Source organism: Streptomyces sp. NPDC088197 (assembly GCF_044741185.1).
GTDB lineage: Bacteria > Actinomycetota > Actinomycetes > Streptomycetales > Streptomycetaceae > Actinacidiphila.
The window spans coordinates 20,779-46,158 of record NZ_JBIUSD010000004.1 but is presented as its reverse complement, the minus strand read 5'-3'; the positions used below and the strand labels follow the sequence as shown (position 1 = coordinate 46,158).

Annotated in this window: 23 protein-coding genes; 15 read left to right on the top strand and 8 right to left on the bottom strand. The window is 73.3% G+C overall.

The window, feature by feature from the left end:
• Positions 1 to 92: 92 nt before the first annotated feature.
• The 5 genes from ACIOC1_RS12250 to ACIOC1_RS12230 form a co-directional block, all read right to left on the bottom strand.
• Positions 93 to 3,467: an AAA family ATPase gene (locus ACIOC1_RS12250; protein ID WP_401853712.1), complete on the bottom strand. Its 3,375-nt coding sequence runs from the start codon at positions 3,465 to 3,467 to the stop codon at positions 93 to 95.
• Positions 3,468 to 3,555: 88 nt separating this feature from the next.
• Positions 3,556 to 3,801 (bottom strand): aroma-sacti cluster domain-containing protein, encoded by a 246-nt coding sequence (locus tag ACIOC1_RS12245; protein ID WP_355340808.1) that lies wholly within the window; start codon positions 3,799 to 3,801, stop codon positions 3,556 to 3,558.
• Positions 3,798 to 4,511 carry an iron-containing redox enzyme family protein gene (locus ACIOC1_RS12240; RefSeq protein ID WP_391161885.1) on the bottom strand — a complete coding sequence of 238 codons (714 nt, stop codon included), beginning with the start codon at positions 4,509 to 4,511 and terminating at the stop codon, positions 3,798 to 3,800. The genes ACIOC1_RS12245 and ACIOC1_RS12240 overlap by 4 nt, the downstream gene beginning before the upstream one ends.
• Positions 4,508 to 5,695 (bottom strand): radical SAM protein, encoded by a 1,188-nt coding sequence (locus ACIOC1_RS12235; protein WP_401853710.1) that lies wholly within the window; start codon positions 5,693 to 5,695, stop codon positions 4,508 to 4,510. Before ACIOC1_RS12235 ends, ACIOC1_RS12240 begins: the two co-directional genes overlap by 4 nt.
• A gap of 144 nt (positions 5,696 to 5,839) precedes the next feature.
• On the bottom strand, positions 5,840 to 7,708 hold the full coding sequence (locus ACIOC1_RS12230; protein ID WP_401853707.1) for a BTAD domain-containing putative transcriptional regulator: 1,869 nt from the start codon (positions 7,706 to 7,708) through the stop codon (positions 5,840 to 5,842).
• Positions 7,709 to 7,973: 265 nt separating this feature from the next.
• Here ACIOC1_RS12230 and ACIOC1_RS12225 point away from each other — a divergent pair, with 265 nt between their 5' ends.
• The 8 genes from ACIOC1_RS12225 to ACIOC1_RS12190 all read left to right on the top strand — a co-directional run bounded on the left by ACIOC1_RS12225 (position 7,974) and on the right by ACIOC1_RS12190 (position 15,413).
• Positions 7,974 to 8,159, top strand: a complete 186-nt coding sequence (locus ACIOC1_RS12225) for a hypothetical protein (protein WP_188283862.1) — start codon at positions 7,974 to 7,976, stop codon at positions 8,157 to 8,159.
• 112 nt (positions 8,160 to 8,271) lie between these two features.
• The gene (locus ACIOC1_RS12220) at positions 8,272 to 8,460 is read left to right on the top strand and encodes a hypothetical protein (RefSeq protein ID WP_355340796.1); all 189 of its coding nucleotides are present in this window, start codon (positions 8,272 to 8,274) and stop codon (positions 8,458 to 8,460) included.
• A gap of 36 nt (positions 8,461 to 8,496) precedes the next feature.
• Positions 8,497 to 11,226, top strand: a complete 2,730-nt coding sequence (locus ACIOC1_RS12215) for a lanthionine synthetase LanC family protein (protein WP_401853704.1) — start codon at positions 8,497 to 8,499, stop codon at positions 11,224 to 11,226.
• A gap of 9 nt (positions 11,227 to 11,235) precedes the next feature.
• Complete coding sequence (locus ACIOC1_RS12210) at positions 11,236 to 12,558, top strand: MFS transporter (RefSeq protein WP_355340790.1); 1,323 nt, start codon at positions 11,236 to 11,238, stop codon at positions 12,556 to 12,558.
• A gap of 69 nt (positions 12,559 to 12,627) precedes the next feature.
• Positions 12,628 to 12,810, top strand: a complete 183-nt coding sequence (locus ACIOC1_RS12205) for a hypothetical protein (protein WP_355340787.1) — start codon at positions 12,628 to 12,630, stop codon at positions 12,808 to 12,810.
• 202 nt (positions 12,811 to 13,012) lie between these two features.
• Positions 13,013 to 13,453: an XRE family transcriptional regulator gene (locus ACIOC1_RS12200; RefSeq protein WP_401853700.1), complete on the top strand. Its 441-nt coding sequence runs from the start codon at positions 13,013 to 13,015 to the stop codon at positions 13,451 to 13,453.
• 87 nt (positions 13,454 to 13,540) lie between these two features.
• A complete protein-coding gene (locus tag ACIOC1_RS12195; protein WP_355340781.1) occupies positions 13,541 to 14,098 on the top strand; it encodes a ParH-like protein in 558 nt (185 codons plus the stop codon).
• A complete protein-coding gene (locus ACIOC1_RS12190) occupies positions 14,091 to 15,413 on the top strand; it encodes an MAB_1171c family putative transporter (protein ID WP_401853697.1) in 1,323 nt (440 codons plus the stop codon). The genes ACIOC1_RS12195 and ACIOC1_RS12190 overlap by 8 nt, the downstream gene beginning before the upstream one ends.
• Before the next feature lie 8 nt (positions 15,414 to 15,421).
• Here ACIOC1_RS12190 and ACIOC1_RS12185 read toward each other — a convergent pair whose 3' ends face one another.
• Positions 15,422 to 17,281, bottom strand: coding sequence for a SpoIIE family protein phosphatase (locus ACIOC1_RS12185; RefSeq protein ID WP_355340775.1), 1,860 nt, complete (start codon positions 17,279 to 17,281; stop codon positions 15,422 to 15,424).
• Positions 17,282 to 17,508: 227 nt separating this feature from the next.
• On the opposite strand from ACIOC1_RS12185, the gene ACIOC1_RS12180 reads away from it, so the two are divergent.
• The 3 genes from ACIOC1_RS12180 (at position 17,509) to ACIOC1_RS12170 (ending at position 20,361) form a co-directional block, all read left to right on the top strand.
• Entirely contained in the window at positions 17,509 to 18,873 is a 1,365-nt protein-coding gene (locus ACIOC1_RS12180) for an NAD(P)/FAD-dependent oxidoreductase (protein ID WP_355340772.1), read from the top strand.
• Positions 18,874 to 18,961: 88 nt separating this feature from the next.
• Positions 18,962 to 19,849, top strand: coding sequence for a helix-turn-helix domain-containing protein (locus tag ACIOC1_RS12175; protein WP_401853694.1), 888 nt, complete (start codon positions 18,962 to 18,964; stop codon positions 19,847 to 19,849).
• Between the two features lie 47 nt (positions 19,850 to 19,896).
• Positions 19,897 to 20,361: a VOC family protein gene (locus ACIOC1_RS12170; RefSeq protein ID WP_391044861.1), complete on the top strand. Its 465-nt coding sequence runs from the start codon at positions 19,897 to 19,899 to the stop codon at positions 20,359 to 20,361.
• Positions 20,362 to 20,372: 11 nt separating this feature from the next.
• Here the strand turns inward: ACIOC1_RS12170 and ACIOC1_RS12165 are convergent, their stop codons facing one another.
• A complete protein-coding gene (locus ACIOC1_RS12165; protein WP_401312615.1) occupies positions 20,373 to 20,879 on the bottom strand; it encodes a GyrI-like domain-containing protein in 507 nt (168 codons plus the stop codon).
• A 93-nt stretch (positions 20,880 to 20,972) separates the two neighbouring features.
• On the opposite strand from ACIOC1_RS12165, the gene ACIOC1_RS12160 reads away from it, so the two are divergent.
• Positions 20,973 to 21,767 (top strand): GNAT family N-acetyltransferase, encoded by a 795-nt coding sequence (locus ACIOC1_RS12160; RefSeq protein WP_401853691.1) that lies wholly within the window; start codon positions 20,973 to 20,975, stop codon positions 21,765 to 21,767.
• A gap of 69 nt (positions 21,768 to 21,836) precedes the next feature.
• Positions 21,837 to 22,286 (top strand): MarR family transcriptional regulator, encoded by a 450-nt coding sequence (locus ACIOC1_RS12155; protein ID WP_355340757.1) that lies wholly within the window; start codon positions 21,837 to 21,839, stop codon positions 22,284 to 22,286.
• Positions 22,287 to 22,304: 18 nt separating this feature from the next.
• On the opposite strand, the gene ACIOC1_RS12150 is transcribed toward ACIOC1_RS12155, so the two are convergent.
• Entirely contained in the window at positions 22,305 to 22,994 is a 690-nt protein-coding gene (locus tag ACIOC1_RS12150; RefSeq protein ID WP_401854258.1) for a DNA polymerase ligase N-terminal domain-containing protein, read from the bottom strand.
• Between the two features lie 319 nt (positions 22,995 to 23,313).
• On the opposite strand from ACIOC1_RS12150, the gene gndA reads away from it, so the two are divergent.
• Together gndA and ACIOC1_RS12140 are read left to right on the top strand one after the other, a co-directional pair.
• The gene (gene gndA, locus ACIOC1_RS12145; RefSeq protein WP_355340753.1) at positions 23,314 to 24,756 is read left to right on the top strand and encodes an NADP-dependent phosphogluconate dehydrogenase; all 1,443 of its coding nucleotides are present in this window, start codon (positions 23,314 to 23,316) and stop codon (positions 24,754 to 24,756) included.
• Between the two features lie 82 nt (positions 24,757 to 24,838).
• Positions 24,839 to 25,195 (top strand): PRC-barrel domain-containing protein, encoded by a 357-nt coding sequence (locus tag ACIOC1_RS12140; protein WP_355340750.1) that lies wholly within the window; start codon positions 24,839 to 24,841, stop codon positions 25,193 to 25,195.
• Positions 25,196 to 25,380: the final 185 nt, after the last annotated feature.

Here is a 25,380-nt window from a genome sequence, read left to right as displayed (position 1 = left end):
CCTTCCGATGCGGTGGTGGCCCGAGAGGCCGGGGCGGGAGCGGACGGGCGCCGGTCGGCGCCCGCGGCTCCGGTGCCCCTGGTCCTGGCGCCTCACGGCGGACCCTCCCGCCATCGCACGGCGCGGCGCGCCCCCGGCACATGGCCCTTGGCGCCGAAGTGCCGGGCGGCCTGCGCGGCGGCGCTCGCGGACTCCTCGGTCCGGCCCGCCAGGCGCAGCACGTCGGCCCGGTCGAGCCAGGCCACCGCCAGGACGACGGGCGAGTCGGTGCCGGACGCGGTCCGCACCGCCCGCTCCGCCAGCGGTGCGGCCTCCTCGGCCGCGCCGCGCGCCGCGGCGATCCTGGCCAGCAGCCCGTCGAGGTCGGCGGCGTCCGAGGCGGCGAGTGCCGTGTGTCCGGGGTCCGGCGCGGTGGCCAGCCTGGCCGCGGCCTCGTCGTGACGGCCCGCGTCCACCAGCAGCCGCGCCGCGTCCCTGGCCACCGCGTCCCGCAGGGCCTCGGCCTGCAACTCCCGTGCGGCGCCGCCCGCTTCGTCCAGCAGACCGAGCGCCCGGCTCCCGTCGCCCGCCAGCGTCGCCACGGCCGCGGCGAACAGCGGCAGCACCACCCGGCCCTCGGCGTAACCGAGTTCACCGGCCAGCCGCTCCGCCCCGGCGAGACAGGCGTGCGCGTCGTCCCAGCGCTCCTGGAGCGCGAACAGCACGGCCAGCGGGCAGTTGAGGGTCAGCCGTACGGTGGGGCGACGGTCGCCGTGCTCCGCCAGCAGGCGGCGACTGCGCGAGACCGCCGAGGGGACCGGCTCGGGCCCGCGCCACAGCGAGACGCCGATCGCGCCCAGCGCCAGGGCCCGTTCGGGCTCGGCGCCCGAGCGGCGCGCGTGGTCCAGGGCGCGGGAGAGCAGGACATCGGCCTCGCCGTGCCTGCCGTGCAACTGCCGCTCCTGCGCCAGCCGGATGCACGCCCGTGCCTGCCCGAGGTCGTCGCCCGCGCTCTCGAAGACCGGCAGCGTCCGCTGGGCGACGCTCCCCGCGCTGCTCCCGTCGGGGGCCGCCGACACCGCGGCCAGGGCGAGGTCGGCGTGCGCGGCCTCCACCGGCCGCACCGCGTCCCCCGGCGTGGCGTCCGCGGCGGCGAGCACGCGCAGCAGCAGCGCCCGGCCCTCGTCCGTCCGCCCGGTCGCCAGCAGCACGTCACCGAACCGCCGGGCCGCCGCGGCCCACTCCGGCTCGCCCTCGACGGTCAGCTCCACCGCCCGCTCCAGCAGCCCGCCCGCCCACGCGAGATCCGAGCGCGCGAGCGCCCTGGAACCGCCCTCGATCAGCAACGCGGCCGCCCGCAGGCGCAGTTCGTCCGTCTGCGGGCCGAGCGTGCCCAACTCGGCGCGGTAGCGGTAGGCGCGCTCCAGGTGGCCCGCCACGGCGGCGGCATCCTCGGCGCCGCGCGTACCGGGAGCGCCACCGCCGAACAGGACACCGCCGTACGGGGCGGCGCCTTCCCCCGCGCTCCCCGCCGCCGTGCCGCCGCCCGCCAGCCGCGCGGACAGCGCCGCCGCGGCCCGCTCGTGCCGCTCCGCCCTCGTCCGCTTGGCCATCGACTGATACGTGACCTCGTGCACGAGACCGCTGCTGAAGCGCAGCCGGTACGGGGAAGGCCCCTGCCGGTCCGCGGGCCGCAGCAGGCGGTGACTGCTGAGCATGCCGAGCGCCGCGCCGACCGCGCCGTCCAGCGCCGGGACGCCGGAGCCGGTCTCCGCCGAGGGCGGGTCCGCGTCGTGCAGCGCGCCGCCGGGCGCGCCTTCCCGGTCCCCGCCCACCAGCTCGGCCACCTCGTCGGCGCTGAACTCCCGTCCCACCACGGCCGCGATGTCCAGCGCCGCGCGCTCCGCCCGGCCGAGCGCCCCGATCCGGGCGCCGAGCAGCGCCTGCAAGGTGGTCGGCACATCGCCTCCGCCGTCGGGGCGGTAGCCGGACTCGGGCTGCGCGAGAGCGGCGATGAGCTGTTCCAGATAGAACGGATTGCCGCCCGCGGACTCCAGCACCTGCGGCGGCACGCCCGTACCCCCCTCTTGGGACGGCGCCCCGCCGTCCCAGTGCGCCCCGACCTCGGTCAGCGCTTCGGCCACCGCCTCGGCCTCCGTCGCCGTCAGACCGGGCAGCGTCAAGGAGAGCGAGCGCGGGCCGCCCTCGCCCCAGCCTGCGCCGCGGTCGAGCAGATCGGGGCGGGCGGCGCAGACGAACAGCACAGCGGACGCGGTGAGTTCGGCGCTGAGCGCGCTGACCATCGTCAGCAGCGGGTCGCTCGCCCACTGGAGGTCGTCCAGCACCAGCACGACCGGCCGCCTGCGCGCGAGCGCGGCCAGCAGACCGGTCAGCGCCGCGCAGGTGTCGTCGGTCGACGGATTCGGTGTGCCGTCCTCCAGCAGCCCGGCCGACAGTACGGCCAGCGCCGCGTCGATCTCCTGGCGCTCGGGCGAGGGCTCTCCCGCGCGCGCCGGGGCCTGGGCGATCTCCGGGAAGGCGTCCAGGAGTTGGCTCACGGCGTCGGCCAGCGGCGCCAGGCTGCCGCGTTCACCGTACGTGCGGCAGCGGCCCGAGCCGTAGCGGAAGGCGCGGCCCGACCGTTTGCGCCACTCGTGGATCAGCCGGGTCTTGCCCATCCCGGCCTCACCGAGGACCGTCACCAGATTCGGGCCACGACCGGCGCGGTCCGCGACGGCGCGGAACGTCGCCCACAGAGCGTCCAGTTCACGGTCCCGGCCGACGAAGGGCACATCGAAGCGGCGGGTCAGCTCCGGCTCCTCCTCGACCACGTCCAGCAGCCGATAGGCGGTGACCGCGTCCTCCTTGCCCTTCAACCGCAAAGGGCCGACGCGCTCGGTGACCGCTGTCGCCCCCGCGGCCCTGCGGCTCTCGGGACCGATGAGGACCTCGCCCTCACCGGCGTTCTGCTCCAGCCGGGCCGCGACGTTCACCGTCTCGCCCGACACCAGCGCCTGACGGGACGACACATCCGAGGCCGTCACCACCGGGCCGGTGTTGATGCCGATCCGGACACCGATCCGAATGCCGAGCGTCGGCTCCAACTCCGTTTCGTTGAGCCGCTGTATGGCGTCGAGCATCGCCAGGCCCGCGGCCAGCGCCCGCGCCGCGTCGTCCTCGTGCGTCACCGGCACGCCGAAGACGGCCATCACCGCGTCGCCGATGAACTTCTCGACCGTGCCGCCGAACTGCTCCAGGCACTCGCGCATCAGGTCGAAATAGCGCAGCACCACCGTGCGCAGCGTCTCAGGGTCGAGCACACCGGACAGCGCCGTCGATCCGACGAGGTCGCAGAAGACGACGGAGACGACCTTGCGCTCCTCGACCGCCGTCACGGGTGCGGGGGAGTCGGCCGGTGTGCCGCAGGACGGGCAGAAGCGCGCGTCCTGCGGCAGGTCGCCGTCGCACGAGGCGCAGCGCGTGGTCATCTCGTCTCCCCGTCCCTTCCCCGTGTCTTCCCGATGGTGTGGACCCCGGTCTCTTCCCGATCGCGTGGACCCCGGTCGCGGGGAGATGTCAGAAGAGCGCCCCGCCGGCGATCTCGCTGTGGGCCTGCACCTCGGGACCCACCTCGTCCAGCCGGGCCTTGATGTCGAGCATCATCGACAGCTCCTGGCTGCTCAGCCCGCGCAGCACCTCGCGCTGTTCGTCGGTGAGTTCGCCGACGCCGAAGCCGTGCGACTCCAGCACCACCAGCGCGTCGTCGGCTCCGTCGCCTGCCCGCTCCGCGCTCTCCCCGCCCCGCGCCGCCGTGTCACTCATGAGGTGTACGTCCCTTCCCTGAGGTGTTCCGGCTCCGCTGTCCGGCCGATGCGCGCGAAAAGCTCCACAAGTCCGTCCACGGTGTGCAGCGCGCTCATCACGACCGCGCGTACCTGGGCCTGGTCCAACGGCAGCGCGTCGAGCAGCGCGAAGAGCGCGGCGGTGTGCCCGGTGTCCAGTTCGGCGTGGCCGCGTACCGTGCGCAGCGCCGCCTCCGGCACGCCCGCGGCGGCGATCCGGTCCGCCAGCCAGGGCGCGGGCGCGTTGCTCTCCAGCACCGCGATGTAGCCGAGCAGCGCTACCGGATGGTGGTGCTCGATCCAGTAGTACTGCGCGCCCGCCAGGCGCGCGACGGCGGATATGGGCTGCTCGGCGAGGACCGCCGCTGGTTCCCCGCCCAGCGCGGTGATGTCACCGAGCAGCCAGTCGTCGTGGCCGCGCTCCTCCTCGATGTGCTCCCGCAGATAGTCCGTGAGCGGCTCGCACAACGGGTCGCGCGGGCCGAATTCCGCCAGCCGCGCCACCGCCCGTTCCATCAGCGGCACCGAGGCGCGGACGACTCCGTGCATCACCGTCAGATACGTGGCGTAGCGCGCGGCGAGTCCGGGCGGTCGCCACACGGCCGCGGTCGTCGCCCGCACGGCGGGGGCCGTCAGCAGCAGCCGGACCCGCAGCGCGGCGCCCGCGCCCGCCGTGCCGACCGTGGTCATCGCCGCGCTCCGGGCAGGTCGACCAGGTCCGCGTAGGGCGCGCAGCCGTGCCGCCGCACCAGCGTGGCCGCGCCCGCCTCGACCTGGCCGCGGGCCGCGTACCGGTCGAGCAGCGCCCCCACGGGCCCGCTGGCCGCCGCACTCGCCGCGGCCAGCGCCTCCGGGTGGTCACCGAGTGCCCGGCAGCCCGCGCAGTAGTCGGGGGGCGCGGTCGCCTGCTCCGCGCCGCCGTACCGGTGCAGGAGGTGGGCCGGGCCGACCGTCCTGATCATCCGCAGGACCGGAGAGGTACGGGCCCCTACGGCGACCGACTGCCAGTCGTCGGTGGCGATGTGACCGAGCGTCAGGTGACGCGGGGCGGGCCTGCGGTCGACGACCCGCTGATTGCAGCAGGCGACCACCGTGCCGTCGGCGGCCACCACCGGCCACGCGGCCATCGAGCACGGCAGCGCCCGCTCGGGGTCGGGCGCCGCGGCGATGGGCAGCGCGGCACCGGGCAGCGCCGTGTTCGCGGCGGCCCAGGACGCGGCGCGGCCCACCCGGCGCAGGGAGTTGACGAGCATCGGGACGCGGTCGCCGAAGGTACGGCGGATGTCGGCGGTGACGTCCGCGAGGTAGGGGTCGTCGGGGCCGGTGCCGACCAGGTGGAAACTGGTGGCCACTCCGGCGTCCAACACTCGCCGGATCAGGCCGAATACGGACCTGCGGTCGACCTCGCGCTCATGGAAGGCGTCAAGGCTCACCGAGAAGTGGTCGACGGAGGTGGCGGCCCGCCAGATCCGCTCGGGAACGGGCACGGGAACAGGCGCGGAATCGGGCACGGGAGCGGGCAGCGGGCCGGCGCCGGAGGCGAGGTGTCCCGCGCCGTGGTCCGCCCGGCCGACGAAGAAGGCGCCGGTCAGCAACGCCGTCCTGGTGCCCGCTGCGCGCGCCGTGGCGGCGAGGTCGGTCACCAACTCGGGCCGCAGCAAGGGCTCGCCGCCGGTCATCATCAGCACCGCAGGGTGCTCGGCCGGGGTGAAGGTGGAGACGAAGGCGCGCAGCCGGTCTGCGTCCGGCTCGTCCGCGGCCATCGTGGCGGCGGTCGAGCAGTGCGCGCAGTGCAGGGGGCAGCGGCCGGTGACGGTCAGGAGCAGCCCCGCGCCGGGTTCGGGGCGCAGCGTCATGAGTTCGGCGAGTTCCATCGCGTGCTCCCTTCCTCGTCCACCGAAGTCTCGGCGGGGCCGGTTCGAGGTCGGGGTCATGGACGGTTGGGAAACGGTAAATCCGCAGCTCACCGGTGCGCCTGGTGGCGTGTTCCGTCACGTGTGCCCTGCGCCGAAGGCCCCTCAGGCGGTGGCCCGGGGGAGTGGCCGCATCCCCAGGAGGGATTGTTCACGCGCGTAGACTCTTGTCAGGCGCGGGAGTTCGTACCGCGCGGCGTGCGCGGTGACCTCGCTGTCCGGGGCGAGCAGCGCGCCCGCGTCGAGCAGGGACTCCAGCCGGCGCAGCGCGTCGTCCTGGCCGCAGGTGAGCGCCGCCGCGGCCTGCCGCAGCGTGAAGGGCCCCTCCGGCAGGTGCCCCAGCAGGCACAGCGTGGTCCGGTCCGCCGCCGACAGGTCCCGCCACCCGCTCGCCAGCCGCGGCCGTACATCCGTGTCGCCCGCGACCAGTTCGTCCAGTACGGTCCTGCCGTCGGCCAGCCGCGCCGCGTACTCGCCGAGCGGCAGATGGCGTCGTACCGCGAGCTTCAGACCGCTGACCCGGACCGCGAGCGGCAGCATGCCGGTCGCGGTGACGATGCGCCGGGCCGCCTCCGGACAGGCCCGCAGCCGCTCGTGGCCCACGATCCGGCCGAGCAGTTCGAGGCTCTCGCCGAGGTCGAAGGGCGCCAGTTCCAGCCGGTCGGCGGAGACCAGTCCGGCCAACTGCGCGCGGGAGGTCACCAGGACGGCGCTGCCGCCGGAGTGCGGCACCAGCGGCCGTACGGACGCCTCGTCGGCCGCGTCGTCCAGCACCAGCAGGATCCGGCGCGGCCCGAGCCAGTCGCGCCACGCGGCGGCGGCCTCCTCGGCGTCCTCCGACCCGTCGTCGACGGCCGCCGCCCGCTGCCCGGGGAGGTCCGCCATCCGGGCCAGCTCGGCGACCACCGAGGCGGCCGAGCGCGGACGCCCGGCCGCGTCGCGCATCCGGATCAGTACGCGGCCGTCGGGGAACTCCGCGGCGAGCCGGTGCGCGGTGTGCACCGCGAGCGCGGTCTTACCGGTGCCGACCGGCCCGGTGACGACCGCCAGATGCCGGTCACTGCCCAACAGCTTGAGCAGAAAGCGCAGTTGGCGTTCGCGGCCGGTGAAGTCGGCCAGGTCCTGGGGGAGCAGGGCGCCGAGGACTCCGCAGGAGCGCCGCGCCGCGGCCCGCGCGCCGGACGGAGCGAAGGGGCCGCCGGGCTCCTGCGGGCCGCCGTCGAGCATCGAGCGGTACAGCGTCTCCAGTGCGGGGCTCGGCTGGAGCCCGTACTCGACGGCGAGCAGCCGGCGCAGCCCCTCGTACGCGGCCAGGGCCTCCGTCTGCCGCCCCTGGTCGAACAGCGCGTTCATCTGGACGGCCCTGAGCCGTTCGCGCTCGGGGTGACGCTCCACCAGATCGGCGACGGTGTCGGCGACTTCGGTGGCCCGGCCCAGCCGCAACTCGGCCTCGGCCCAGTCCTCGTAGACCTGGAGGTAGCGGCTGTCGAGCCGCTCCGCCTCGGATCTGACGGTGGGGGAGAATCTCAGGTCGTGCAGCGGCGGCCCCTGCCGCAGCCCCATCGCCTCGCGCAGCATCCGGGACGCCGGGCCGAACGCGCCCTGCCCGGCGGCCTCGCGGGCGGATCTGGCCAGGCCCTGGAAGCGCAGCGAGTCCAACTCGTCGTCGCGCACCCGCAGCAGGTAGCCGCCCGGGTGGTGCTCGAGCCGGTCGCCCGCTCCCGCGCGGTCGAGGAGTTTGCGCAGTGCGGAGACGTACACCTGGATGTTCTTGCGCGCGGTGCGCGGCGGATTGCCGTCCCACAAGGTGTCCGTCAACAAGGCCAGCGAGACCGGGGTGTTGGGGCGGCACAGCAGCATGGCCAGGAGCAGCCGCTGTTTGAGCGGGCCGAGCGGGAAGGGGCCTTCGGCCGTGCCGACGGACAGCGGGCCGAGGACGGAGAGCCGCAGACTGACGTGCGCTGGTTCGGCCATATCCGGTTTCACCTTTCCCGCCCGTTGATCCGGAGATGGGATCGTGAGCTGAGATGAATGACATCAGGCAGACGACTTATATCAGATGATGTGCCTGTGGCGAACCGGCAATGCGGGGACTGCTGGTGAGAGTTCGGACCAACCCCGAATCACCTGGGACGATACCGCGCTTATACCGCGGCTTCACCGGTTCCGAAACGGCCGGTCCTAGCTTCTGAGGTGTTCCCACCACCTGCTCGTACCCCGCCCAGAAGAGGAGACGATCATGGCTGATTCCGTCGAGCCCACCAACGAGGACATCGCGGAGACCCCCGAGAACGAGGTCGAGGCGCACGCCGAATCCCCCCTGGACCTCCAGGAGATGGGCGTGAGCAAGCCCGACCAGGGCGAGGGTGTGCTGGGCGGCCTCCAGGCCCCGGGCAGCACGGTCAGCCTGGCCGCCTGCGCCTGACCGAGCTGGGTGGGTGGCGCGTCCTCGCGGACGCGCCACCCACACGTCTTTCCCGCTCGCGTTGTCCTCCGGGGCGGCCCTTCCGACACCTGAGAACCGACAGGAGACGACCATGAGTGATTCCGCCGAATCCGCCGCCGAGGAGAACGCGCCCGAAGGCGCGGACGCCGGCGAGGGCGAATTCGAGGTGGAGGCGCACGCCGAATCCCCCCTGAGCCTCCAGGAGATGGACCCCACGACGTCGGTGATCAGCAGCCCCGTCGCGTCGATGAGCGCGACCAGCGTCGTCGTCTGCTGCTGAGCCGCCGCCCCCTCGCGTCCCACATCGGAGAGGCCCATGATCCCCTTCCCGTTCGTCGTGGCGGACAGAGAGTTCTACGCGCCGCTGGAGACCACCCGTGACCGCGGTGAGATCTACCGGCCCGGGCCGGTACCGGACGGGTGGACCGAGACCCCGTCGGGGATCTGGACCATGTGGCACCGGGGCAAGCAGCTCCGCGGTGTCGAGGACGGCTGGAAGGTGCACGTGTCCGCGCGGCCCGACCGCCTGCCGTACGTCCTCGACACCGTCGCGGCCGTCTGCTTCGAGCAGGACGTCGCCTTCAAGCACCTCGCCGGCAGGCTCTTCTACTGGTGGACCCACCACAAGCAGGCCGCCAGGCAGCAGAGCGGCAAATTCATCGCCGCGTATCCCACCAGCGTCGCCGCGGCCCGTGACCTCATGGAACGGCTGCGCACCGAACTGGCCGACGAGGAAGGCCCGTTCATCCTCACCGACAGGCGGTACCGGGACTCGCGCACGGTCCACTACCGCTACGGGGCCTTCGCCCCGCGCGAGCGCGTCAACGCCGACGGCACCCACACCCTGCTCGTCCGCGGCACCGACGGCGAGTTGGAGGAGGACCGCAGGGGCTTCTCCTTCTACCTCCCGGCGGGCATGACCGACCCCTTCGTCGAGACGCGCCCGGCGCCGAAGTCCTCGGCCGAGCCCGCTGCCGTATCCGCCGAAAAAGCCGTCGCGAAGGCCGGGGCGGAGGCGGGCGCCAATGCCGCCGCCGATCCCGCCCCCGATCCCGTGGACGAGCCCGCCGCCGGCGGAGGCGGGCCGATCGTCTTCCACGGATTCGCCTTCGAAGACGCGCTCCAGTTCACCAACTCCGGCGGCGCCTACCTGGGACGGGAGACGGCCACCGGCCGCAAGGTCTTCATCAAGGAGGCGCGCGCGCACACCGGCGTGGCGATGGGCGACACCACCGCACCCGACCAACTCCGCTCCGAATGGCAGACGTTGACCGCGCTGCACGACGCGGCGCCCGGCCTCGCCCCGGAGCCGCTCGCCTACTTCCGCGAGTGGGAGCACGACTTCCTCGTCACCGAGTTCATCGAGGGCACGACGCTCCAGCGCTGGATGGTCGCCAACCAGGTCATGCTCGGCGTCGACCGCGGACCCGAAGCGGCCGGGGACTACTACGGCCGGTGCGAGAAGCTGTTCGCGGAGATCGAGAGCACGCTGCACCGGCTGCACACGGCCGGCTACCTCTTCGTCGACGTCAGCCCCGGCAATGTGATGGTCACCGAGGACGACGGCATCCGACTGGTCGACTTCGAGGCCGCCCAGCGCCTGGACAGCGACGACACTCCGGTGATGGGCACGCCCGGCTACACCCCGCCCGCCGAACTCGTCGGCGACGATCCGCTGATCCACGACAAGTACGGCCTGGCCGGCCTCGCCCTGCTGCTCATCGGGCCCTTCCACCAGGTGGCGCAGCGCAATCCCGACACCCTCGCGCACCTGCGCCGCGAACTGCTGGAGCGGGCGCCGCTGCCGGAGCCGCTGTGGCAGCGGGCCGTCGCGTATCACCGGCCGCGGCCCGCGGCGGAGGGCGTCACCCCCATCCCGACGCCCGAGGAAGTCGCCGCGGACCCGCTGCGGCACCTGGCCGACCTGCGCGACCGTACCGCCGACGCCATGGTGGCCATGGCCGACCCGGCCCACCCCGACCGGGTGTTCCCCACCATCGCCGAGGGCTACCAGAGCAACACCCAGTGCCTGGCCTTCGGCACCGCGGGCGTCGTGCACGCCCTGACCCGGGCGGGCCGCGCGCTGCCGGACGGCGTGCTGGAGCGGCTGCGGCACGACGCGCTCGGCGGCGTCGGGAAACTGCCCCCGGGGCTGTTCGCGGGCACCGCGGGCATCGCATGGGTGCTCGCCGACCAGGGGATGCTGGACGAGGCGAGGGATCTGCTCACCGCCGCCGACCGCCACCCCATCATCGCCTCCGGAGCGTCGGCGACCCTCTACGGCGGCACCTCGGGGGTCGCGCTCACCCACCTGGCGATGTACGGCCACACCCGCGACGAGCACCACATCGACCGGGCCCTGGAGCTGACGGCGGCGCTGCCGGCCGACGCCGACCTCACCCCGTACCTCGGCGCCAACGACGCCACCGGCCTCGTGCACGGCCGCACCGGGATCGCGCTGCTGCTCCAGCAGCTCGCCGCCGTGACCGGCGCGGACGACGAACTCGCGCGCGGCGTCCGGCTGTTGCACGCCGAGCTGGACCGTGCCACGGAGCCGGACTCGCCGGGTCTCGCCTTTCCCATCTCGGCCACCGACAACCGCAGCCTGCCCTACCTCTACTGCGGTTCCGCCTCGATGGCGCACACCGTCACCCGCTACACGCGGTCGGTGGACGACGAACGGCTCGCCGACGCGCTGCCCCGGCTGCTGACCTCGACGCGCACCACCTACACCGTGATGTCGGGGCTGTGGCAGGGACTGTCCGGCCTCGGCCTCGGTCTCGCGGAGTACGGGCGGCTGACCGGTGACGACCGGGGCCGGGACGACGCGATCCGTGCGGCGTGCGGGCTGTTCAAATTCGCGGTGCCGCACGAGACCGGTATCCGTTTCCTCGGCGACCAGCTCATGCGGTTCAGCGCCGATCTGTGGAGCGGTTCGGCCGGGGTGCTGCTGTTCCTGTCGCAACTCCTCGCCCCCGCGCCCGACCCGCTGTTCACCGTGGACGCACTCGCCGGCGCGTACTCCCGTTCCGTCGCGGCCCGTTGAGGTGAACTGATGAGCCACCAGGAAATCGCCGAGCCGGCGCAGGCGCCCGAGAGCGCCGGCCCGGGGGACCCGGGCAACGCCGTCGGACGTGACGTCAGTCTCTACTGGTGCGGGCAGACGGCCTCCGCCTTCGGCTCGACCTTCACCGCCATCGCGCTGCCCGTCGTGGCCGTCGTGCACCTCCACGCCTCGCCCGGCGCCATCGGCCTGATCAGCGCCGCCACGACCGCGCCGATCCTGCTGCTCGGCTTCCCCGCGGGCGCGCTCGCCGACCGCATCGCCCATCCTCGCCGCACGCTCGTCCTGCTGGACCTGATCTGCGCGGCGGCCATCGGCGTGGTCGCGCTGGGCCTGGCCGTCGGCGCCATCTCGCTGCTGTGGCTCGGCCTGCTCTGCGTGATCATGGGAGCCTCGTCCACCCTGTCCGCGGCCGTCTACTTCCTGCACCTGCGCCAACTCGTCGGCCCCGAAGGCATCGGCGGTGCGCGCGCCAGACTCCAGGCAGGACAGTACGGCGCCGCGCTCGTCGGACGCCTGCTGGCCGGTCCCGCCATCGCGGTGCTGGGCGCCGCCGCCGCGCTGTCGGTCGACGTGGCGAGCTATCTGCTCAGCGCGACCGCGCTGATGACGATGCGCTCACCCGACATCGTGCCCCGCGGGCCCGCACCGTCGGTCCTCACCATGATGCGCGGCGCCATGGCGGGCATGCGGGTCTTCACCGGTGACGCCTTCCACCGCGCGCTGGGCCTGTTCATCGTGGTGCCCGCCGCGACGATGGCGGGCGTGACCGCCCTCACCGGCCCGTTCCTGCTGCGGGTGATCCATCTGCCGACCGCCGCCTACGGTTCCCTGTTCGCGCTCTCGGGGCTGATGGGCCTGGGCGGTTCCGCCGTCGCCGCACGGCTGCTCGCCCCGGGCCGCGACCCCCGGCGGGTGATGCTGATGTCCTTCACCGGCGCGGTGGTGTGCAGCCTGCTGCTGCCGCTGGCGGCGGGACCGCTGCCCCTCGCCGCCTTCTGCGCCGCGATGGGCATCGGGCTGCCGGTCTTCTTCGGCGCCGTCGCCAATGTGGCCGTCAGTTCCGTGCTCGTCGCCGACATGTCGGAGGACACCCTCGGCCGTGCGATGGCCGCGCTCCAGGTGTGCCTGGCGGGGGCGGGCCTGATCGGGGCGGTGGGATGCGGTCTGCTCGGTGACCTGGTCGGGGTACGCGGCGCGCTGTGGGTCATGGGGCTGACAGCCCTCGGCTGCGTGGCCCTGAGTCTGCCGTCCGCGCTGCGCGCCGCACGGCGGTCCCACGACGCGGCGCAGCCGTCACCGGCCTCCGTTTGACCCAAGACCCCGTCGCCGTCCGGCGGCGGACCACCGGAAGTCCCATGGACGAGAGACGAGGAAACACCCATGAACGAGGTGCTCAGGCTCCAGGCGCTGGGGAGCGAGAAGGACCAGGGCAAGGCGAATCTCCAGCCGATCAGCGTGGCCGGCAGCACGCTCAGCGTGGTGTGCGGATGGGACTGCGTCTGGGGCAGTTCCCTGCGCATCGCGCAGGAGCCGCAGGGCCCCGGCCTGCTGAACCCGGCCTGACCGACCCGCCCGACCGCACCGGTCGGGCGACAACTCCCTTGCCTCGTAGGCCAATCGGCGGCGGTGTCCGGCACGACGGACACCGCCGCCGCCGTATGGGCGCACGCAAGCGGACCATTCCGGCGGCTGTGTGTACCAGCTAGGATGAAGCCGGACACGGGACGAACCCATACTGGCTGCACCGACGAAGGGGAGGCGGGCGATGGGCGAGAACGACTCGCGGGCCCCCTCCGCGTCGACGCTGGCCGACAAGATCGACGCCCTGTTCCGGGTCGTGCGACGGCCCAACCGTGAGCCGTACAGCCATGAAGAGGTCGCCCGCGCCTGCCGCGAGGCCACCGGCGAGAGCTTCTCCGCGACCTACCTGTGGCAGTTGCGCACGGGCCGTCGCGACAATCCCACCAAGCGTCATCTCGAAGCCCTGGCACAGTTCTTCGACGTGCCGGTCGGATACTTCTTCGACGACGAGCAGGGCGCCGCCATCGCCAAGGAGCTTGAGCTGCTCGGCGCGCTGCGCGACGCGGGCGTCCGCAGCATGGCCCTGCGCGCGGTCAACCTCTCCCCTGAGGGCGCGGCCACGATCAGCGACATGATCGATGTGCTCGCCCGCAGGGAGCGTGGCTCTCCCAGCCGCGAACCCTGACAGCGCCTGAAGTGCACGCAGCGCTTGAAGTGCGCGAACTCTTCGGTGAGATCTCGCGGTTCCACCCGGCGGACAAGGGGACAGCGTGTGAGACGTGTGCGACGTGACCGGAGCCGAGCTCTGTGGCACAGATGTCAGCGGACGGTCGACGGGCTCGACCTGCCCAATCCGTTCGACGCGACGGTCTTCATCGGGATGCTCGCGGTCGCCCGCGGCCGTCCGATCGAACTCGTGCCCGTCTCCTCCCGGCCCCACACACCGTGCGGCCTGCTGGTGACCACCGACCACGGTGACTGCATCCTCTACGCCGCCGACACCAGCGCGCTGCACCAGCAGCACATCCTGCTGCACGAGGCGGCCCACCTGGTCTGCGGCCACCACGAGACCGCGCCCGCGGCGTCGGCCGCCGCCCAGGTCCTGTTACCGCACTTATCGTCGTCCCTGGTCCAGCGGGTACTCGGCCGCAGTGTGTACACCGAACCGCAGGAGCAGGAAGCCGAGTTGGTCGCTTCGCTGATCCTGACCCGTACCGCCCGCCCGTTGGGGAACACCGTCCCCGTGCCGCCGCCGCATCCGCAACGAACGCGTCTGGACAGGTTGTTCGGCATACCGGAGGACCGCGCGTCGGGCCGCCGTGATGGCTGATCTCCTGTCGTTCGTCTCCGCCGCGTTCTTCCTGGTCTTCGGTGTCCACCGACTGGTGATCACCCGCCGGCCGTGGTCCGATTCCGCGCAGCGCTACGTCTACGGCTTCGCGCTGTGCCTGGGCTCGGGCATGCTGTTCAACACCCCCGCCCTCACGAAGGCGTTGTCCTCCGACACGACCTTCGACAACCTGGTCAACCTGGGCATCCACGACGTGAAGATGGTCGGTTTCGCCTTCCTCGTCCTGGTGGCCTACGCGCTCAAGTCCCCTGCGGCGGCGGCCCCGCGTGCGGTGCGCCTCCAGATGTGGGCGGCCGGTGCGGTACTGGCCGTCTCCACCGCGCTCTACCTGGTGGCCGACCCCGCCATCGCGGGCGACACGCTGACCGTCTCCTCCGGCCACCGGTGGGCCCTGGCGTCGTACAACGCGCTCTTCGCCCTCTACGGTTCGTGGTGTCTGGCCGTCCTGGCCAGGGAACTCGCCGACCACGCCGCTCGGACCGCCCCCGGGCTGCTGCGTACGGGACTGCGGCTGATGCTGCTCGCCGCCGCGGTCGGCGCGGTGTGGACGCTGTGGGCGCTGGACGACGTCATCGCGGACCTGCGCACCGGCAGCCAAGGCGTCGCCGAGGACGTGGTGTCCTCCGTGCTCGGCGCGGTCACCGCGGCGCTCGCCACCGGAGGGGCCACCACCACGCTGTGGGTCGGCGCGCTCGGCGCCCCCATGCGGTGGCTGCGCGCCTACCGCAGCCACCGGGCGCTGGAGCCGCTGTGGTCGGCGCTGCACAGCGAACTGCCCGAGATCGCCCTCGACCCGTCGGCCGCCGACCGCCGACCGGGCCTGCGGCAGGCCGAATTCGCCCTCTACCGCAGGGTGATCGAGATCCGCGACGGCCATCTCGCGCTGCGCCCGTACTTCGAGTCCGGCGTCACGGCCTGGACCGACGGACGCGGGGGAGACGACGGCAGCGAGGTGACCGGCGGCGGCGACGCGATCGACTGGGCCGACGAGCGCGGCCGTGACCGGCGGGCCGTGCTCGAAGCGGCCACGATCGCGGCGGCGTTGGAGAACAAACGCGCCGGGCGGCTGTGCGAGGGCACCGCCGCTGAGCGGTTCGCGCCCCCCGGCCACACCCCGCCCACGGTCCCCGGCACGGTGGAGGCCGAGGCGGCCTGGCTGCTGGAGGTGACGGCCGCCTTCACCTCGTCCCCCACGGTCGCCGCCGTACGCCACCGCACCCGTACGACCGCCGCAGCCCATACGGCCGGGGTCCGCGCGTCCGAGGCCCGCATGCCCGAAGCCCGCAACGGCTGAGCCGACCCTCAGACGTCCTGTCCCGCGACCCCGTCGGCGTCCTCCGACAGCTCGAACCACACCGTCTTGCCCTCCGACTCCGGCCGTACGCTCCACTGCTCGGACAGGATGTCGAGCAGGACGAGGCCGCGGCCCGAGGACGCCATCTCGCCCGGGGTGCGCTGGTGGGGCAGTTCGTCACCGCTGTCGGAGACCTCGACGCGCAGCGTGCGGTTGCCGGGCTCGCCCGAGATCGAGGCCATCAGGGCCGCCGTCTGGTCGGTGTGCACCAGCACGTTGCCCAGCAGCTCCGACGCGAGGAGCACGGCGGTGTCCACCTGGTCGGGCTGCGCCCAGTCGTGCAGCAGCGCCCGCAGCTCGGAGCGCGCCTCGGCCAGGCCCTCGGCCTCGTCCTGCTCGATCGTGGTCAGGATGCGCCGAACGGGTCGCACAGGGCGCTGGACGCCGGTGTCGCGGCGCAGCATGAGCAGCGCGATGTCGTCCTCGTTGCGCGGGCTCAGCCGCTCCTCGCCGTTCTCGGTCACCGGGCCGACCACGCTCTGGATCAGCCGGTCGGCCATCCCCTCCAGGTCGGAGGTCGGGCCGGGCGACAGCGCGTCCCGCACCCGGTTCCAGCCGGTGTACATGTCGTGCCCGCCGGTCTCGATGAGCCCGTCCGTGCAGAGCATCATGATCTCCCCGGCCTGGAGCTCCAGTACGTTGACCGGGTAGTCGTCCTCGTCCGGCATCAGGCCGAGCGGCAGCCCGCCCCTGATGTGCTTGATCATGCAGGTGCCGTCCGGCATGCGCAGCACGGGGTGCGGATGCCCGGCCCGCGCCACGTGCAGCGTGCCCGCCGCCGGGTCCGCCTCGATGTAGATGCAGGTCGCGAATCTGTCCCCGTCCAGCGAGGTCAGGAAGCGCGACGTCCGCGACAGCACCGCGTCCGGGCCGTGCCCCTCGGCGGCGTACGCGTGCACGGCGGTCCGCAGCTGGGCCATCAGGCTCGCCGCGTGCAGGTCGTGGCCCTGCACGTCGCCGATGACCAGTGCCAGACGGCCCGAGGGCAGGTCGATGATGTCGTACCAGTCGCCGCCCACCACCAGCCCGCCGCCGGTCGGCACGTACCGCGAGGTCACGGTCATCCCGCGGTACACCGACGCGCCCCGCCCCATGCTGCTGCGCAGCCCGCGCGACAGGGCCAGCTCCGCCTCGCCGGTGTGCGTCCGCTCCAGGGCGCGGGAGATCAGCCGGGCGAGGGTGACCAGCGTGCTGCGCGTGTCGCTGTCGAAGTCGACATCGTCCAGGAACGCCACCAGCCACACCCCGGTGATCCGGCCCGTGCTCACCAGCGGCAGGAACGCCCACGACCTGCTGCCCTTGCGGGCCGCGAGCCGCCACGTCGTCGGAAAGCGGTCGCGGTACTCCTCGACCGTGGGCAGATACACCGGGCGGCCGGTGCGCAGCACCTCCGCCGCCGGATAGTCGGTGGTGATCGTCATACGGACGGTCCGGCTGCCGCTGGTCCGGTACCCGTACCGCCCGATCAGGTTCAGCGACCGCTCGGTGACGCCGAACAGGGCCGTGCCGTCCATCGGGAACTCCGGCGAGGTGAGCGACGCCAGAGCCATGAAGACCTCGTCCACGGAGGTCGCCTCGGCCAGGGCGCGGCCCGCCTCCAGCATCCGCACATCACGGTGCCTGCCCGCGTCGGTGGGGGCGCGGGCGGCGCCGTCCCGCTCACCGTCCTCGCCCGGCGCGGGCCTGCGGGTCCTCTCGTGCGGGCCGGTCTCGTTCAGGGCATCGATCTGACGCAGTTCGGCGGCCTGCTCGGCGGCGCGCCCCGCCGTCCGGTCGTCCGCCGGGGGTCCCTCGTCACGATCGTTCATCCACGGCCCCTTCGACTCATCCGCCGTCCCGTCGCTTCGTCGTTTTGTCCGCTTGTCGTCCGTACCATGCTCCGTCGAGTCGGCCGTCCGTGCAGCGCGGTGTACGCCGTGACCGGCCGTCCGGCTGGCGGGCCCGCTCGCGCCGTACTAAGACAGGAGGTGTGCCGGACCGCGTTCACGGGGCAGGGGAGCAGACGGACGCGAAGACCTGAGAAGGGACGGATGTCGTGGCACGACCCAGGATTCTCGTGGTGGGCGCCGGTTTCGCAGGAGTGGCGTGCGTACGCCGCCTGGAGCGGTCGCTCGCCGCCGACGAGGCGGACGTCTCACTGGTCACACCGTTTTCGTACCAGCTCTACCTGCCGTTGCTCCCCCAAGTGGCCTCCGGGGTGCTGACCCCGCAGTCCATCGCGGTGTCGCTGCGCCGCAGCAGCAGGCACCGCACCCGGATCATCCCCGGCGGGGCCGTGGGAGTGGACACCAAGGCCAAGGTCTGCGTGATCCGCAAGATAACGGGCGAGATTTTGAACGAGCCGTACGACTACATCGTGCTGGCGCCCGGCAGCGTCACCCGCACCTTCGACATCCCCGGACTGCTGGACAACGCGCGCGGCATGAAGACGCTCGCCGAGGCCGCGTACATCCGCGACCACGTCATAGCGCAGCTCGACCTCGCGGACGCCAGCCAGGACGAGGCCGAGCGGGCCTCCCGGCTCCAGTTCGTGGTGGTCGGCGGCGGCTACGCGGGCACCGAGACCGCCGCCTGCCTCCAGCGGCTGACCAGCAACGCGGCCAAGCGCTACCCGCGCCTCGACCCGAAGCTGATCAAGTGGCACCTGATCGACATCGCCCCGAAGCTGATGCCGGAACTGGGCGACAAGCTGGGCAGGAGCGCGCTGGAGATCCTCGGCAAGCGCGGCATCGAGGTCTCGCTCGGGGTGTCGATCGCGAAGGCGGGCCCCGAGGAGGTCACCTTCACCGACGGCAGGGTGCTGCCCTGCCGCACCCTGATCTGGACCGCGGGCGTCGCCGCGAGCCCGCTGGTCGCCACGCTCGACGCCGAGACGGTACGCGGCAGGCTCGCGGTCACCCCCGAGATGACCGTGCCGGGGCTCGACGGCGTCTTCGCGCTGGGCGACGCGGGCGCGCTGCCCGACGTCACGAAGGGCGAGGACGGCGCGATCTGCCCGCCCACCGCGCAGCACGCCATGCGGCAGGGCCGCACGATGGCCGACAACATCCTGGCCACCCTGCGCCACCGGCCGCTCACGCCGTACGCGCACAAGGACCTCGGCCTGGTGGTCGACCTCGGCGGCAAGGACGCGGTCTCCAAGCCGCTCGGCATCGAACTGCGCGGCCTGCCCGCCCAGGCGGTCGCCCGCGGCTACCACTGGTCGGCGCTGCGCACCAACGTCGCCAAGACCCGCGTCATGACCAACTGGCTGCTCAACGCGGTGGCGGGCGACGACTTCGTCCGCACCAACTTCCAGTCCCGCAGCGCCGGCACCCTGCGCGACTTCGAGTACACCGACACGTATCTGACGCGCGAGGAGATCCTGGAGCACACCAGGGGCATGGTCGCGGGCGGCTGACGGCGGCGGTCGCCGGACGTTACGGTCGCCGTACACATCGGGCCGTCGCATACGGCGGGCCGCCGCGTCCGCCGGGAGGACGGAGAGCGTGAGCACGGGTACGGGTACGGAGCCGGTCACCGGCACGGGTGTCGTGGACGAGGCGGTACGCGGCAGGCCCGCGCCCGCCCTGCGCGGCCTGGTCGGCTGGTACTCCGGCTACCGGCAGCGCGGCGTGCCACCGACCAGGCACCGGGGGCTGCCGTCCCCGTACCTGACGCTGATCCTCACGCTCGACGAACCGCTCACCATCGCCGCCCACCCCGACCCGGCGGAACCGCCAGGCGACTTCTCGGCGCTCGTCGGCGGCCTGCACACCGCACCCGCGCTGATCAGCGTGCCCGGCCGCCAGTCCGGCGTGCAGATCGCCCTCGACCCGCTGGGCGCCCGCGTCCTGCTCGGGCTGCCCGCGGGCGCGCTGGCCGGAGCGGATCTCGCCGCGCAGGACGTGCTCGGACCGTCGGTCGCCGACGTCCTGGACCGGCTGCGGGCCGCCCCGGGCTGGGCGGGCCGCTTCGCCGTCGTCGACGCCTGGCTGCTGGACCGGGCACGCGCCGACCCGCGCGCGGGCGTACGGCTGCATCCGGAGGTACGGCACGCGTGGCGGCTGCTCGCGGCCACCGGCGGCACGATCGGCGTGGCGCGGCTGGCGGCCGAGGTCGGCTGGAGCGACCGGCGGCTGCGGGACCGCTTCGCGGCCGAGGTGGGGCTGAGTCCGAAGGCCGCCGCACGGGTGATCCGCTTCGACCGCACCCGCCGCGGCCTGGCCTCCTACGGCGCCGCCGAGGGGCGGCTGGCCAGGATCGCCGTCGACCGCGGCTATTTCGACCAGGCGCACATGGACCGCGAATTCCGGGCCCTGGCGGGCTGCCCGCCGACACTGTGGCTCGCCGAGGAGCGCCGAAACATCCAATCCGGGCACCACCCGTCCGAGTGAGGCTGGACGCGACAGCACACCGGCAGCACTGAGGAGGTCCGATCCCCATGACCGAGAGCACTGGCGACAACCCGGCGCAGGGCGCGAGCGGCGGCGGTTCCGCGCGAGCGAAGACCGCACCGCCGCCCCAGGTCTGGCCCACCCTGCGCGCCCGCGACGCCCGCGGGCTGATCCGCTTCCTCGTGGACGCGTTCGGCTTCGAGGAAACCGCGGTCTACGGCGAGGGCGACACCGTCGCGCACGCCGAACTGGCCTGGCCCGAAGGCGGCGGCATCATGCTCGGCTCGGTCCGCGAGGACCCGGACGGCACCTGGGCCAAGCGGCCCCCCGGCTCCTTCGGCGCCTACGTCGTCACCGCGGACCCCGACGCGCTGCACGCGCGCGCCAAGGCCGCGGGCGCCGAGATCACCGCCGAGCTGTTCGAGACGGACTACGGCTCCCGCGACTTCGCGGCCCGCGACATCGAGGGCAACCACTGGTACTTCGGCACCTATCCGGGCGAGCCGCGATAGGCCCGCGCGGCTCAGTCGGCCAGCCGGAACTCCAGGTCCGTCTCCCACTTCGCGGTGTCGGGCTGCGAGCGCGGATCGGTGCGGTAGCTCTCCATCCGGCAGCCCCACCGGTCGCCCTCGGCCGTCGGCCTCATGTCCCAGCGCAGCCCCGCCGCCAACGCCCAGTCGAGCAGCAGCGCCGTGGCGCCGACGAGCCCGGCGGGGCTGCCGAGGTGCGTGTACGTCACGAAGCGGCCCGCGGGCAGCACGCCGGAGAACAGGTCGCCGTCGTGCACCACCGCCCCCGCGACGGGCACCCCCGCCTCGACCTCGAGCTGCCTCGCCATGTCGATGACGTTGTACTTGAGGAAGGGCGGCCCGGCGGGCTCCACGCCGAGCGCGGACAGTCGCCCGATGACTTCGGGGATGCGGTGGGCGATGGTGTCGACCGATTCCATGGTGACAAGGGCCCGGACGGCCGCGTACGGGCGAGCGGCGCGGTCGACGATCCGGGGCGGTACGTATCCGGTAGTGGTCATGCCCCGGTAGACCGGCCGCGGACCGCGAACTCATCGCGGGCGCCGTACGGGGTCCGCGAAAACCACTTGCGGGCCTTCGTAGCGTTGGCTCGTATGACGAACAGTGACGGCCTGCTCGCGGCCTATGACGAGCAGATGCGCGGCGCTCCGCCGAACCTCCCCGCCGGGGTCAGGTGCGAGTGGGACGGACCGGTCCTGCGGCTCAGCGGGCAGTACCGCGGCTTCGTGAGCACACCGCCCGACCTCGGGGTGGAGGGCGCGGACCTCGACCGGCTGATCGCCCGCCAGCGCGACTTCTTCGCGGCGCGCGGCGAGGCCGTGGAGTGGAAGACCCGCGCGCACGACCGGCCCGCCGACCTGCCCGAGCGGCTGCTCGCGGCCGGCTTCGTGCCCGAGGAGCGGGAGACCGTCGTGATCGGGCGGGCCGAGGAGATGACGGCCGACCCCGTACTGCCGGACGGCGTCGTCCTGCGCCAGGTCACCGCCGACGCCGACCTGCGGCGGATCGCCGCCATGGAGTCGGCCGTGTGGGGCCAGGACTGGGGGTGGCTGGCCGACGACCTGGCCGGCCGGATCGCCGCCGCGCCCACCGAGGTCGTCGTCCTGGTCGCGGAGGCCGACGGCCAGGTCGTCTCGGCGGCCTGGCTGGTGGTCAGGACCGGCACCGACTTCGCCGGGCTGTGGGGCGGCTCGACACTGGAGGCGTGGCGCGGCCGCGGCATCTACCGCGCGCTGGTCGCCGCCCGCGCCAGTGTCGCCGCCGCCCGGGGCATCCGCTACCTCCAGGTCGACGCCTCGGACGACAGCGCGCCGATCCTACGGCGCCTCGGCTTCCACGCGGTGACGACCACGACGCCGTACATCTGGTCGCCCCCGGTCCGGACCTGAGAGCGGGGACGCGCCCGCGGTACGGACTCCCGTGCCGCGCCCGGCCACCGGTCTCTTTACGGTAGGGGTATGGAAGAGAGCACCGAGGACATCTCGCGGACCGCGGTCCAAGCGGCCCACGACCTGCGGGTGACGGTCAGCCGTCTGCTGCGCAGGCTGCGGGAGATCGCCGACACACAGGACCTGACCCCCTCCCAGACCTCGGTGCTCAGCAGGCTGGGCAAGGGCGAGGAGTCCACCGCCAGCGCGCTGGCCGCCGCGGAGGGGGTCCGCCCGCAGTCGATGGCCGTCGCGCTCGGGGCGCTCGAACAGCACGGGTTCATCGAGCGCCACCCCGATCCCCGCGACGGCCGCAGGCAGTTGATCGTGCTCACCGCCGCGGGCCGCGAGCGGGTCCAGGGCAACCGCGTGGCCCGCGAGGAGTGGCTGGCCCGCGCCTTCCAGGACCGCTACACGCCGCAGGAGCGCGAGACGGTCATCGAGGCGCTGGCCCTGATGGAACGCCTCACCCAGCCGTAGTCCGCGCGGCGGCCGTCCTCACGCGGGTCCTGATCCGGCGGGCCCTGTTCCGGCGGGCCCTGTTCCGTCGGGTCCCGATCCGGCATTCCCTGATCCGGCGGGCCCTTCCGGCGGCTCCTCGCGCTCGACCGCCGCGAGGGTGCGGCCGGTCAGGACCGAGCGGGCCCTGCGCGGATCCGGAGTGGTCCCGCGGCCCGGCGTGCTGTGCGCGTCCTTCTTCTTGACCAGCAGCCACGCCGGGTCCGCCGCGTCCCCCTGACCGCCGTCGGCGGCCTGGTGGATCCGGGTCAGCGCGTACGCGCCGAGCAGTGTCGTACCGCGCAGCTCGAAGGAGGCGTGGCCGCGCTCCAGGGCCCGCGCGAACGCCTCGGGGCCGCCGTCCGTCAGCGGGTGGTAGGTGCCGTGGTCCCAGACGATGACGGGCCCCGCGCCGTACTGGCCGCCGGGGATCACGCCCTCGTACTCCCGGTACTCCAGCGGGTGGTCCTCGGTGGGCACCGCGAGCCGTTTGTCGCGCGGGTCGGTGGACGGCCCCCTCGGGACCGCCCAGGACTTCAGCACCCCGTCGACCTCCAGCCGGAAGTCGAAGTGCATCCGGGTCGCGTCATGGATCTGCACGACGAAGGACGGGTCGTCGCCGGGGGCCGCCGTACCGCCCTCGGGCTCGTCGGTGCGGTCGAAGCGCCGCATGCCGCGGTACTTCGCCAGCCGGTCCCGCTCCTGGCCCGTACCCCGGTCGGCGCCCTGGCCCGCTTCCTCGTCGTCGCCCGAGCCCGTGCCCGTCCTCGCGTTGCTGTTCGCGTCGGTGTCGGCGTCCGCCACGACGGCTCCTCTCCGTACGGCCCGCTTCTGCCATCATCGGGCAGCCGGAGCGACCCGGCCCGGCCGGAGCGGTCCGCACGGGTGGCTGTCGGCCGCCGGAAGAGGCAGGCTCGACAGTGGGGCCACGGGAAGCGCACGGCCCCGGCCACCGTTGCACGGCAGGAAGACGTACGCAGACGCACACCAACAAGTGTGGAGACATCGCATGAGCGGATCGGCGGACATCGGCGTCACCGGGCTGGCAGTGATGGGCAGCAATCTCGCCCGGAACTTCGCCCGCCACGGCTTCACCGTGGCCTTGCACAACCGCACCACCGCCAAGACGAACGCCCTGGTGGAGCAGTTCGGCGACGAGGGCACCTTCATCGCCGCGCAGTCCGCGCAGGAGTTCGTCGCGGCCCTGGAACGGCCGCGGCGGCTGGTCATCATGGTCAAGGCCGGTGAGGCCACCGACGCGGTGATCCAGGAATTCGCGCCGCTGCTGGAGTCGGGCGACGTGATCATCGACGGCGGCAACGCGCACTTCGCCGACACCCGCCGCCGCGAGAAGGAACTGCGCGAGCAGGGCATCCACTTCGTCGGCACCGGCATCTCCGGCGGCGAGGAGGGCGCGCTCAACGGCCCGTCGATCATGCCCGGCGGGTCCGCCGAGTCCTACGAGTCGCTCGGCCCGCTGCTGGAGCGGATCGCCGCCAAGGCCGAGGACGGCACGCCCTGCACGACGCACATCGGCCCCGACGGCGCCGGCCACTTCGTGAAGATGGTGCACAACGGCATCGAGTACGCCGACATGCAGCTCATCGCCGAGGCGTACCACCTGCTGCGCGAGGTCGCCGGTTACTCGCCCGAGCAGATCGCCGAGACCTTCAAGACCTGGAACACCGGGCGCCTGGACTCGTACCTGATCGAGATCACCGCGCAGGTGCTCGCGCACACCGACGCGGCCACCGGCAAGCCCTTCGTGGACGTCGTCGCCGACCAGGCGGAGCAGAAGGGCACCGGCCGCTGGACCGTACAGATCGCCCTCGACCTGGGCGTCCCCGTCTCCGGCATCGCCGAGGCGGTCTTCGCCCGCTCCCTGTCGGGCCACGGCGAACTGCGGGCCGCCTCCCGCGACCTGCCGGGCCCCTCGGGTGCGGTACTCGGCGAGGCCGAGGCCGCCGCCTTCGCCGACCGCGTGGAGCAGGCGCTGTACGCGTCCAAGATCGTGTCGTACACGCAGGGATTCCACCAGATCCAGGCGGGCAGCCAGACCTACGACTGGGACATCGACCTGGGCGCGGTCGCGTCGATCTGGCGCGGCGGCTGCATCATCAGGGCCGCCTTCCTCGACCGGATCAAGGAGGCGTACGACAGCCGCCCCGACCTGCCGAGCCTGCTGTCCGACAAGCAGTTCGCCGAGGAGATCGGCGCGGCGCAGGACGACTGGCGGTCGGTCGTGGCGACCGCGGTGGGCCACGGCGTGCCCACGCCCGGTTTCTCCGCGGCGCTGGCGTACTACGACGCGCTGCGCGCCGAGCGGCTGCCCGCGGCGCTCACGCAGGGTCAGCGCGACTTCTTCGGCGCGCACACCTACCGGCGCACCGACCGCGAGGGCTCTTTCCACACGTTGTGGGGCGGCGACCGCTCGGAGGTGAGCACGGATTGACCCGACTGCCACGTGCGTGTGGCGCGTGGACCGGGGCACAAGGAAAGTGAACGGGTACAGCACGTCACCAGGAGGACTCGTCATGATCAAGCCCGCTGATCTCCGCGAATGGCGCGACCACGACGTGGTCGACGCAGAGGGACACAAGATCGGCTCCCTCGAAGCGGTGTATGTGGACACCGGCACGGACGAGCCGCTGATGGTCACGGTCCAGATCGGCCTGCCCACCAGGCACCGGCTCACCTTCACGCCCGTCACGGACGTGATCGTGGGCCCCGGATGGGTGAAGGTCCCGTACGACAAGGCATTGGTGAAGTCGGCCCCCTCGATCGGCACGGACGACGTCCTGCCCGTCGAGGACGAGGAGGCGATCTTCCAGCACTACGGTCTGCCGTACAAGCCGACCGGCGACGGCGTGCGCCTGCTCGCCCGACGCTGACGGCGCGTTCGCTGACAGCGCGCGAGCACTGACGGGCACACCCGTTCCCGCACCACCGCCCGTGAGAGAACAACCGAGTGGGGGGGGGGGCCGGGCCCCCCCCCCGCCCCCCCCCCGGGGGCCCCCCCCCCCCCCCCCGGGCGCGGGGGGGGGGGGGGCGGGGGCCGCCCCCCGGGGGGGGCGGG